Consider the following 11834-nt stretch of genomic DNA (forward strand, 5'->3'; position numbering starts at 1 on the left):
TGTGATGGTTCTTCTCCAATGATTTTCGAGAAAGAAGAAATGTATTTGGATGAAAGTGATGTTTTTTTAGGAATTATTGAAAATGTGCCTTTTTACATGAATCAAGATCAATATGAGTATTGGAAACATACCCATCTAACGATAGACATCACAAAAGGACGTGGGGCTAGTTTCTCCCTAGAAATTCCTTTAGGAGTTCGTTTTATTATTCATTCTAGATTATTAACAAAAAAAGAAACTGAATTTTTTAATATCAAATAGATATATGTTAAATTGCTGAGAATATTAAAAACCAATTAACCAATCTTATGAGTAATTATCATATTAAAAACTTTCCAGAATATTATCACGTTTACAGAAACTCGGTTAGAGAACCAGAAACTTTTTGGGAAGAAATTGCAGAAGAACATTTTGTGTGGAAAAAGAAATGGGATAAAGTTTTAGAATGGGATTTTTCTAAACCAGAAATAAAATGGTTTGAAGGTGCCCAATTAAACATTACAGAAAACTGTATAGACAGACATTTAGCTACAAGAGGAGATAAAACAGCTTTATTATTTGAGCCTAACAATCCAGATGAAGAGTCGCAACATATTACTTATAATCAACTTTCTGAAAAGGTAAACCAGTTTGCAAATGTGCTAAAAGAAAATGGTATTAAAAAAGGAGATAGAGTTTGTATTTATGTTCCTATGATTCCTGAATTGGCAATAGCAACGTTAGCTTGTGCAAGAATTGGCGCCATACATTCTGTAGTTTTTGCAGGTTTTTCTGCAACAGCTTTATCAACAAGAATAAACGATGCAAACTGTAAAATGGTAATTACTTCTGATGGTTCTTACAGAGGTTCTAAAACCATAGATTTAAAAGGGATTGTAGATGAAGCTTTAGAATCTTGCACATCTATAGAAACTGTTTTAGTAGCTAAAAGAATCAACTCAGATATTTATATGAAAGAAGGTCGTGACAAATGGTTACAACCTTTATTAGACCAAGCATCTACAGTTTGTGAAGCTGAGGTTATGGAAGCAGAAGACCCGTTATTTATTTTATATACTTCAGGGTCTACTGGGTCACCAAAAGGAATGGTGCATACTACAGCTGGTTATATGATTTATACAGCATATACGTTTAAAAATGCTTTTCAATATAGAGAAAATGATGTCTATTGGTGTACTGCAGATATTGGTTGGATTACAGGGCATTCATACATCGTTTATGGTCCATTAGCAAACGGAGCAACTACTGTAATGTTTGAAGGTGTACCAAGTTATCCAGATTTTGGTCGTTTTTGGGAAATTATTCAAAAGCACAAAGTAAATCAGTTTTATACTGCACCAACAGCTATTAGAGCTTTGGCAAAACATGGTACAGAATTGGTAGATCAATACGATTTATCTTCTTTAAAAGTCTTAGGTTCTGTAGGCGAACCTATTAATGAAGAAGCTTGGCACTGGTATAATGATACGATTGGTAAAAAGAAAAGTCCGATTATAGATACTTGGTGGCAAACAGAAACTGGTGGAATGATGATTACGCCAATTCCGTTTGTAACGCCAACAAAACCAACTTATGCAACCTTACCATTTATTGGTGTTCAGCCTTGTTTAATGGACGAAAATGGCAAAGAATTAAAAGGAAATCAAGTAGAAGGTAGGTTGTGTATTAAATATCCTTGGCCAAGTATGGCAAGAACCATTTGGGGAAATCATCAACGTTATAAAGAAACGTATTTTTCTGCCTACGAAAACGCTTATTTTACAGGTGATGGTGCTTTACGTGATGAGGTTGGGTATTACAGAATTACAGGTAGAGTAGACGATGTAATTATAGTTTCTGGACACAATTTAGGAACTGCACCTATAGAAGACGCCATTAATGAGCATCCAGCAGTAGCAGAATCTGCTATTGTAGGTTTTCCTCATGATATTAAAGGTAGTGCCTTGTATGGTTACATCACTTTAAAAGATTTAGGAGAAAGTAGAGATCATACCAATTTAAGTAAAGAAATCAATCAATTGATTTCTGATAAAATTGGGCCCATTGCCAAATTGGATAAAATGCAATTTACAGAAGGCTTACCAAAAACACGTTCAGGAAAAATTATGAGACGTATTTTACGTAAAATTGCCTCAAATGAGTTAGATAATTTAGGTGATGTTTCTACATTGCTAAACCCAGAAATTGTACAAAGTATTATTGATGAGCGTTTGTAAGATTAGTTAAATTAAACTTAATTCAGTCTATTATAGAAATTACCTGCAAGGTTTCAAAAACCTTATAGGTATTTTTTATTTAGGACGTGTTTTTGTGAAAAACAAAAACCGCGCTTTCCACTATATCTTTTTATGCTGAATTTATTTCAACATCTGCATGTTTTTTAAAGGTGATTTTATTTTTTATTAGAGATACTGAAACGAGTTTGGCTTAAAAAGGATGCCATTGCAATCGCTCACGCAAGCTATTTTATAAACCAACTAATAATTTAAAAAAGGAATTTATTCTTTATTCCAGAGCCTTCAGGTTTCCAAAACCTGAAGGGTCTTTTTGTTTATTGTAACTTTGTAAATATGTCATATTTTTTAGCAATGGCATATTAATTGACCTTCAACAAATATGATTACACTCAAAACTATTTATGCAACATTTTAAAGAATCAAAAAAGAACAAAAAGAAAGGAAAAGTTTCTATTGGTAAAGCTTTTAAAACAATTATTTGGCCAAGAAGAAATTTGGTATTTGTAGGCTTAGTTTTAATCGTAATTCGAAGTTTAGCGGGTTTAATTTTACCATGGCAAAGTAAAATTTTATTAGATGAGGTGGTACCTGATAAAAATTTTGAGCAACTTAAAATTTTAATCCTTATAGTTTTAGGGGCAATTTTAGTACAAGCAATAACTTCTTTTTTACTGACAAGAATTTTAAGTGTACAAGCACAATATTTAATTTCAGAATTAAGAGCGCAAGTACAAAAAAAAGTATTGTCTTTACCCATTTCTTTTTTTGACAACACAAAATCGGGAGCATTAGTTTCTAGAATTATGAGTGATGTTGAAGGTGTTAGAAACTTGATAGGAACAGGTTTGGTGCAACTAGTTGGTGGTACAATTACAGCCATTATTTCTTTAATTATTTTAATAAACCTCAATCCTTGGATGACCTTATTCGTCTTTTTACCTATATCCATTTTTGGATTTGTTGCCTTGAAAGCCTTCAAATTTATTCGTCCAATTTTTAGAACACGAGGAAAAATAAATGCAGAGGTAAAAGGAAGATTAACAGAAACTTTGGCAGGCGTTCGAGTGATAAAAGCCTTCAATGCAGAAGAGCAAGAGAATAAAGTTTTTGAAAATGGTGTAGATAAACTCTATCAAAATGTAAAAAAGAGTTTAACAGCAACTGCTTTAATGACAAGCTCGTCTACTTTTTTAATAGGTGTTGCCACTACAGGAATCATGGGAATTGGAGGTTATTACATGATTCAAGGCGATATGACCACTGGAGAGTTTTTGTTTTTTACTTTAATACTTGGTTTTATGATTGCCCCAATTGTGCAAATGAGTAATATTGGTAGTCAATTAACAGAGGCATTAGCTGGTTTGGATAGGACTGAAGAATTGATGAACAAGGCTGCAGAAGAAGATAATGAAAATAGAACAATAGAGTTAAATAAGCTAAAAGGAGAAATTAATTTTGATGATGTTTCCTTTGCGTATGAAGAAGATAAAGAAGTATTGCATAACATCAACTTTAAAGTTCCTGCTGGTTCTGTAACAGCTTTGGTGGGGAGTTCTGGTTCTGGAAAATCTACCATTGCAAGCTTAACAGCAACATTTTTAAATCCGAAATCGGGTACAATTACTATTGATAATCAAGATATATCAAAAGTAAAACTGTCTAGTTATCGTAAATATTTGGGGGTGGTTTTGCAAGATGAATTTTTGTTTGAAGGTTCAATTCGAGAAAATATTCTATTTCCTAGACCTAATGCCACAGAAGAAGAATTAGAAAGTGCTGTAAAAGCTGCCTATGTAAATGAATTTACAGACAGATTTGATAATGGTTTAGATACGTTAATTGGAGAAAGAGGCGTAAAATTATCTGGTGGCCAACGTCAACGATTGGCTATTGCAAGAGCTATTTTAGCCAATCCAAAAATTATTATTTTAGATGAAGCTACTTCTAATTTAGATACAGAAAGTGAAGCTTTGATTCAAAAAAGTTTATCTGAATTGGTTAAAGACAGAACCAGTATCGTTATTGCGCACAGGTTGAGTACCATAAAAAAAGCAGATCAAATTTTAGTAATTGAAGCAGGAAAAATAGTAGAAAGAGGAACTCACGAAGAATTGATACTAGCAAAAGGAAGGTATTATGATTTATTTACCTATCAGTCTAAAATATAATTACTTGTTCGTGTAATATTTTTATTAGAAAATCGACTTTATAAGTCTAAAATCAAACAGGATGAAAAAAATACTCTTATTAATAATTATCATTATTGCAGTTTCTTGTAAAAATAAAGCTAAGAAAACATCAAATAAAGAAGCGGTTCAAGAGGTTAAAAGAGATAATTTTCCAGATGAATTAGGAAAAGTATTTACCAAACATGGTGCAATCGACGCTTGGAGAAAAGCACAAGTACTATCCTTTAATAAAGGGGATGAAGTGCATACTGTAGATTTACAAACAAGAAAAACGGTCATTAATCATCCTAAATATTCTTTAGGATTTGATGGTAATGAAGTTTGGTTAGACGAAACTGAAGAAGGTAGTTTTAAAGGTGATAAAAATTTTTATTATAATTTGTTTTTTTACTTCTATGCAATGCCTTTTGTGCTAGCAGATGATGGCATAACCTATAGTAAAGCAGCAGATTTAGTTTTTAAAGGAGTAAATTATCCTGGATATAAAATTTCTTATGATGCAGACAAAGGGTCATCACCAGATGATAATTATATTATTTATTACAACCCAGAAACTTACAAAATGGAGTGGTTGGCTTACACAGTTACTTTCAACTCTAAAAAACCAAGTAATACATACAATTTGATAAAATATGATACATGGGAAAATGTAAATGGTTTGTTATTGCCAAAAGAAATTCAGTGGTATCAAAAAGACGAAAAAGGAAATCTTACAGAAGCTGAAGGAACGCCTTTAGAATTTACATTACCATTATTGAGTCAAGGTAAATTAGCAGCTTCTTTTTTTGAGAAACCAAATAATTAGTTTTTTTTTATTATATTTAGAATATGGAAAATAACTATAATCATCTAAAGGAAAAAGCATATAAAATAGCCCTAAAATTTAAAGGCTCAAAATTAGAGCAAGGAATAATTTATGCCAAGTTAGAAAAACAAGGCTTCCCAGAAAATATAGCTAAAGAAGTTGCTTTTAACATCTCATTAAATGAAAGTGAACAAAATAAAAAACGAAATCTTAACTATAAAAAATTAGGGTTTATAATACTAGCAGTTTGGTTTTTAATAGCTACTGTTGCATTTGTAATTACTGGAAACGCTCTTAATGCTTTTTGGATTCTTTTTTATGGTATTGGGGCTACTTTTTTAATTCATGCTATGACAACAAATGAATAGAAAATTCAATTAGTTAAATTAAATTTGATGTATCTTATTTATCTCCAATAGTTTTATAATTGTCTTGTGAGTATTAAAATTTTTGGATGTAAGTTAAAAAAAGAATTCCATTAAGAGGTTTATCAATAAATTGTATCTTATTAAATCATCATATAGAACATTTTTGACTTTTATTTAAAACCTCACCAATTTGATAAGGTCTTTTTCTTTTTAACCTTTTAAAAGAATGGGACTATCTAACCATTATTTTTTTAATAAATCACTAAAAACCAAGTTGTTTTTTGAATTTAATTTAGAAATAATTTTTAAAAAGGCAATAGCTGTAATGTATGCATCTCCATTAGCAGTATGCCTATCGCTTTTAGAAATATTTAGTTCATCACAAAGTTCATCAAGTGTGTAGTTTTTTAGGTCATTTTCATACACTAAATGTTTCGATTTTCGGTATAAATTACCTGTGTCTATTACTTTGTTTTTTAGCTTTGGTAATCCGTATCTAAATAACATTTCGTTAATCATTCCAACATCAAAACCTACATGATGTCCAACTAAAACAGAATTTTTAATATAATTTAAAAACTGTTGAATTGCAGTTATTTCATCTACTTTTTTAATATCGCCATTTTTTAAAATACCATGAATTTTAACAGTTTCTGGTTTAAATATTTTTTGGTCTAAATAAATTTCAAAATTATCATTTACATTGATAATATTATCTTTTAATGAAATGGCTCCAATTGACAAAATTCGATCATCTTTTTTAGAAAAACCCGTAGTTTCTGTATCAAAAGTAACAAAACGAGTTTCTTTGATAGGAAGTTTTTGTGTGTTTTGAATATGCAATTCATACTCTTTCCAAAAAAAAGGAAGCGTTGTTTTATTTTTTTTCTGAAACCAATTTAACTTCATTTTAAACAACTCTAGACAGGTTAAACCTTGTGGTTAATAATTCTTGAATATCTCTGATTGGTTTAAAACAGCGTTTTAACTTTAATTTTTCTTCTTTGGTTAAGGTTTCAATTTCTATAAATTTTCCAGAATCGTTATGTAAAATTCCTTGTTTAGTTTTAAATTTTAATAATGCTTTAAATGCATAAGAACAAGATTTATAGAGTTCTCTATTTTGAGGTTCTATTTCTGCTAATTTTTCGAAACGTAAACCTGTATTGTTAATTTCGAAAATATTGTTAGATAATACTAATAACCGAGCAGCATCTATTAAAGGCATTAATGCTCTGCTTTTTATATTAAAAAAGTCTTTATTTTCACCATTTGTTTCTAATAAAAACTGTTTAAAAAAACCTAAAGGAGATGGACTTTTTACAGCATCCCTACACAAAAATGTGAAAAATAATGGAGTTTGGTTTACAGTTTTAAATATACTTTTAGAAAGTTCTTTGCCCAGTTCATCATCACCATAAACTACACTAAAATCAAAGAAAATAGAGGATAGTAAAATGGCTTTTTCATCGGTATTTAAAATCCAATCTTTAAATTGTTCCTTCCATTCTGTTAAAGATTTACACCATTTTAGATTGCTTGCCATCATTTCTGCTTCACAATATTCAAAACCAATTTTATGTAAAGATTTTGTAGCATGTTGGGCTAATTTTACAAAATAGGCTTTGGTTTCTTTTAATTTTTCTTCTGCTACATCTTCAAAAATTAAGGCATTATCTTGGTCTGTGTACAATAACTGTTCTTTTCTACCTTGGCTTCCAGTAGCTAACCAAGAAAATTTTACGGGAGGTTTTGTATCCATTTTAGCAATAGAAATCTCTATAACTCTCATGGTAACAGCATCATTAATTTCTGAAATAATTTTTAAGATATGTGTTAATGGTATATTTTGTTCTAAATATAACCTTAATAAAGTGTTTGCTTTATTTCTTGCTCTTCGTATTTCTCTAGTTCTTGTTGCCTTTTTTATTTCTTTTAAAATTACTGTGGGGTTGTTTCCTAAAGAAACTAAGACATCATGATGTGTTAAAATACCAATAAGTTTAGAGTTTCTTGTTCCGTCTTTTGTAATGCATAAATGACCAACATTATGCTTTATCATTTTTACTTGAGCCTCTAAAATAGAAATATTTTTATTTTCTGTAATTACAGGAAAAGACATGATGTTTTGAACAGGTGTTTCAATGGGAAATAAACCTGTGGCAATTTTATTTTTAATATCACTGTTGGTAATGATTCCTATAGGGTAATTTTCATTATCAGCAACGATAATACAGCCAATTTTACTTTTACTCATTATTATTGCAGCTTCTTTTACAGATGTATGAGCACTACAGGTTAATGGGTTTTTAGTGTAATTAGAAGTTTGTAAGTTAGATTCTGTAAATGTGTTTTTTTCTATGTAATCTGTAAAAACGTTGCTACTTTCTTCTATAGTGTAAGGGTCAAAAGATTTTGAGGCAAAAGAAGTTATGAGGTATTTATTGATTTCGGTATTATTTTCTGATACTGTTTCAAAATATTCTATAGGAATACCGTAGATAATTGATTCTTCATTAGCAACTGAATTTAATGCATAATTTTCTTTGCTTATTAAAGGTCTAAGACCAAAAATATCTCCAGGATCACAAATATCAATTAAAGTTTTGTTTGATTTTTCGTTTTTAAACAATCCTATTGCACCATTTCTAACCACATAAAAATCTTTATGTAAATCATCATTTTCTTTAAAAACGAGTTTCCCTTTTTCTAAATAAATAATTTTTACTTGTGTAGCTATTTCATATAATTTATTGCTAGAAAGTAAGTTAAAAGGAGGGAAGTTTTTCAGGAAATCATATACACGTTCTGCAATAGTATTTTTCATTATTCTTTACATTTTTTATAAATTTCGTCATAAACTGTACAGTAGTATTCATGGAATCTTGATAATAAAACGTTTTCCATTTTTTTGGTTTCCTTTAAGATAGATAAATCAAACAAACGCAAACCAGCAACTTCTTCTTCTTGCATAATTAATGATTCAAAATCTACCTTTAATTCAGCTATAAATACATGATGATGCTCGTTGTCTTGAATTCCGTTTTCATGTTGTACTTGATGAATTCTAGTACCAATCTTAATCAAATCTTCTGCTTCTAATTGTAAACCTATTTCTTCAAAAACTTCTCTTTTTGCAGATGCTACAATAGATTCTCCAGCACCAATATGTCCTGCCACAGAAATATCCCAAATTCCAGGAAAAACTTTTTTGGTTAACGCTCTTTTTTGCAGTAAGATTTTTTTATCCTTTGTATAAATCCATACATGCACAGTAGCGTGAAACCATCCATTTTTATGCGCCTCAGATTTTAAGGCTGTTTTACCTGTTGGTTTTCCTTCTGGCGTTAATATATCTATAAGTTCATCCAAAGTAAAGACAGTTTAATTTTAAAACAAATAGGTTAGTTTTCTTTCAGTTCAATTTTAGAGTTACTTCCTTCAAAAAGATGTTTATAATCTTCTATTTTAAACGTTTTGCTGCTAAATTTAGAAGTTCTTTTTCTACCTTGATGTTGTCTCACAATACTTCTTGCAAAGCGTCTTATTTCTTCTTTATTGGTTAAAATAATGCCAGGAACAGGTGCGCTTTTTCCATTTTCATCTTTAGCTACCATTGTAAAATAAGAAGAGTTACAATGCTTTATTTTTCCTGTTCTAATATTTTCAGAAATAACGCGTAAACCAACTACCATAGAGGTTCTCCCTGTATAGTTTACAGAAGCTTTTAAGGTTACTAACTCTCCAACTTCAATAGGGTTTAAAAAATCTACTTTGTTTACAGAAGCAGTAACACAATAGTATCCAGAGTGTTTTGATGCACAAGCAAAAGCAATTTGATCCATCAAGTTTAAAATGTGTCCTCCATGAATTTTTCCACTAAAATTAGAGTGTGATGGAAGCATTAACTGTGTAATAATTACTTGAGATTCTGTAATGTGCCTGTATGTTCTTTTTGTTTCAGCCATAAATCAAAAATACAATTCTTTTTTTCAGATGATATACTTGCATCCAAAAAAATAAAACTTTTAAGCTAAAAATATTCTTTCTTTTAGCGTATTTTTTAATAAAACTTTATAGAACTATGAATATTGATTTATGGGAGATTCTAAAAAAACAGGTATCAAAAAAAACACTTTTTCTTCTTTTATGGATAAAAAACCTAGTGTAAATACTACAATCGGTTTTTTTTTGATGTTATTTAAGGTACATTTGTGTAGTGTTAAAACCTCAAAGATGAATTATATTTTATTTGATGGAGATGTAAGAAACTCTCTTTTACCATTTACGTATACCAAGCCTGTTGCAGATCTAAGAATCGGAATTTTAACGATTAGAGAAAAATGGGAAAAACATTTGAGTTTAACTACAACCACGATAACTGAAGAATATTTAGAGGAAAAATATCCTATGGTTGAAATGGCAGAAAATATATTGATAAATGCTTCTTTTTGCCCAACAAAAAGTTTGGTACATAAAATAATGAATTTATCTAAAAACCAAGCTATTTTTAAAGGTGATGATGTGATTGCTTTTTTTACATCTGACTCTCAAGATGAAGTAAATTTTGATAATTATACTCAAATTGAATTTGATGAAGAATTGATTAAAATTCAAAATACTTGGGATATTTTTTCACTCAACGATAAAGCTATTCAACAAGATTTCGATTTAATTACAGAGGGCAGAACTTCGCAACCTATTCCTGATACTGTGCAGTGTATCAACAAAGAAAATATTTTTATAGAAGAGGGTGCAAAATTAACTTTTGCCTTTTTAAATGCTTCTAATGGACCAATTTATATTGGCAAGGATGCAGAAATAATGGAAGGTTGCGTAGTTAGAGGCGCTTTGGCAATGTGTAATAATTCAGTATTAAAACTTGGCGCAAAAATTTATGGAGCAACTACCTTAGGGCCTTATTGTAAAGTAGGTGGAGAGGTAAATAATGCTGTTTTAATGGGGTATTCTAATAAAGGGCATGATGGTTTTTTAGGAAACTCTGTTTTAGGAGAATGGTGTAATTTAGGAGCAGATACCAACAATTCGAATTTAAAAAATAATTATGCTGAAGTAAAATTATGGAATTATGAAACGGGTCGTTTTGCAAAAACAGGTTTGCAATTTTGTGGCTTAATGATGGGCGATCATTCTAAATGTGGTATCAATACGATGTTTAATACTGGGACAGTAGTTGGGGTTTCTGCAAATATTTTTGGCAGCGGATTTCCAAGAAATTTTGTGCCTTCTTTTAGTTGGGGTGGTGCATCTGGTTTTACAGAATACCAAACCAACAAAGTGTTTGAAGTTGCTAGTGTGGTTATGCAACGAAGAAATTTAGTTTTCGATGAAATTGAACAACGAATATTACAGCATGTTTTTGAAGAAACTGCTCAATATCGTAAAAATTATTAGGTTTTATTTAGGGTGTGGTTTGTAAGAAAAAAGTAATACTATAAATCAATTAAAATAATTCTAATTAGTTTGTGAAAATATTTTACTCTTCATTATGAATATTATTATCCTCTAAAACCTCTTTTTCAGCTTTATCCCAAGAGTTTTTTTCGCGTATTCTTTTATAAAGTTTAATAGAAAGCATTAGTAATATCCCAAACAATACAATACCAACAACACCCCAAACCCAACTAATAGCACTTTTTACGGTAACCAAAAACACAATAGCAAATAATAAAATTGTTGAAATTTCATTAATTATTCGCAGTTTAAAAGCGGAATATGAGATGGTATCTTTTTGAAGTTTTGTGTATATTCTTTGACAAAAACCGTGATAAAAATAAAGGGCAAGCACAAAACTTAGCTTGATATGCATCCAAGGTTCTGTTAAGTAATAAGGACTTTTATACAGCATCCAAAAGGCAAAAATACTGGCTAAAATTGCAGAGGGCCACTTAATAATATACCACAAACGCTTGCTCATCAATTTATACTGTGTTTGTAAAATAGACTTGGCTGGTTCTAACTTGTTTTCAGCTTCTGTTTGATAAATAAATAAACGAACAATATAAAATAACCCAGCAAACCAAGTAACCACAAAAATAATATGTAATGCTTTTATGTATAAAAAATCCATATTGTTTTTAATTTGTGGTTTGTTTAATCATGTATAATAATAATTACTGCTTAAGAAATTCAAAACACTACAACTAATGTGTTTAGTGAAAATTACAGATTTTAACAGACGGTTATTTATTAATATCTTTTTTAAGCACAAATT

The 11834-nt window shown here is 30.0% G+C and carries 11 protein-coding genes; 6 read left to right on the forward strand and 5 right to left on the reverse strand.

Annotated elements, in window-relative coordinates:
* The 5 genes from ACTG3V_RS13690 to ACTG3V_RS13710 form a co-directional block, all read left to right on the forward strand.
* Positions 1 to 261 (forward strand): DUF779 domain-containing protein (locus tag ACTG3V_RS13690; RefSeq protein WP_439132734.1); only part of this gene is annotated, 261 nt, incomplete at its 5' end.
* A gap of 47 nt (positions 262 to 308) precedes the next feature.
* On the forward strand, positions 309 to 2216 hold the full coding sequence (acs, locus tag ACTG3V_RS13695) for an acetate--CoA ligase (protein ID WP_439132735.1): 1908 nt from the start codon (positions 309 to 311) through the stop codon (positions 2214 to 2216).
* A gap of 422 nt (positions 2217 to 2638) precedes the next feature.
* Entirely contained in the window at positions 2639 to 4405 is a 1767-nt protein-coding gene (locus ACTG3V_RS13700) for an ABC transporter ATP-binding protein (protein WP_439132736.1), read from the forward strand.
* 61 nt (positions 4406 to 4466) lie between these two features.
* Positions 4467 to 5231 carry a DUF6503 family protein gene (locus ACTG3V_RS13705; protein ID WP_439132737.1) on the forward strand — a complete coding sequence of 255 codons (765 nt, stop codon included), beginning with the start codon at positions 4467 to 4469 and terminating at the stop codon, positions 5229 to 5231.
* A 23-nt stretch (positions 5232 to 5254) separates the two neighbouring features.
* Positions 5255 to 5599, forward strand: a complete 345-nt coding sequence (locus ACTG3V_RS13710) for a hypothetical protein (RefSeq protein WP_439132738.1) — start codon at positions 5255 to 5257, stop codon at positions 5597 to 5599.
* A gap of 243 nt (positions 5600 to 5842) precedes the next feature.
* Here the strand turns inward: ACTG3V_RS13710 and ACTG3V_RS13715 are convergent, their stop codons facing one another.
* From ACTG3V_RS13715 to ACTG3V_RS13730, 4 genes are read right to left on the reverse strand one after another with little or no spacing between them, the layout of a single operon-like run.
* On the reverse strand, positions 5843 to 6508 hold the full coding sequence (locus tag ACTG3V_RS13715) for a 3'-5' exonuclease (protein ID WP_439132739.1): 666 nt from the start codon (positions 6506 to 6508) through the stop codon (positions 5843 to 5845).
* A 1-nt stretch (position 6509) separates the two neighbouring features.
* Positions 6510 to 8426 (reverse strand): DUF294 nucleotidyltransferase-like domain-containing protein, encoded by a 1917-nt coding sequence (locus ACTG3V_RS13720; protein WP_439132740.1) that lies wholly within the window; start codon positions 8424 to 8426, stop codon positions 6510 to 6512.
* Positions 8426 to 8971 carry an NUDIX hydrolase gene (locus ACTG3V_RS13725; RefSeq protein ID WP_439132741.1) on the reverse strand — a complete coding sequence of 182 codons (546 nt, stop codon included), beginning with the start codon at positions 8969 to 8971 and terminating at the stop codon, positions 8426 to 8428. Before ACTG3V_RS13725 ends, ACTG3V_RS13720 begins: the two co-directional genes overlap by 1 nt.
* Before the next feature lie 32 nt (positions 8972 to 9003).
* Complete coding sequence (locus ACTG3V_RS13730) at positions 9004 to 9567, reverse strand: acyl-CoA thioesterase (RefSeq protein WP_439132742.1); 564 nt, start codon at positions 9565 to 9567, stop codon at positions 9004 to 9006.
* A 268-nt stretch (positions 9568 to 9835) separates the two neighbouring features.
* On the opposite strand from ACTG3V_RS13730, the gene ACTG3V_RS13735 reads away from it, so the two are divergent.
* Positions 9836 to 11014, forward strand: coding sequence for a GlmU family protein (locus ACTG3V_RS13735; protein ID WP_439132744.1), 1179 nt, complete (start codon positions 9836 to 9838; stop codon positions 11012 to 11014).
* Positions 11015 to 11096: 82 nt separating this feature from the next.
* On the opposite strand, the gene ACTG3V_RS13740 is transcribed toward ACTG3V_RS13735, so the two are convergent.
* Complete coding sequence (locus ACTG3V_RS13740; RefSeq protein WP_439132743.1) at positions 11097 to 11690, reverse strand: CopD family protein; 594 nt, start codon at positions 11688 to 11690, stop codon at positions 11097 to 11099.
* Positions 11691 to 11834 lie beyond the last annotated feature (144 nt).

Source organism: Polaribacter sp. (assembly GCF_965660385.1).
In the GTDB taxonomy this organism is placed as follows: Bacteria; Bacteroidota; Bacteroidia; order Flavobacteriales; family Flavobacteriaceae; genus Polaribacter.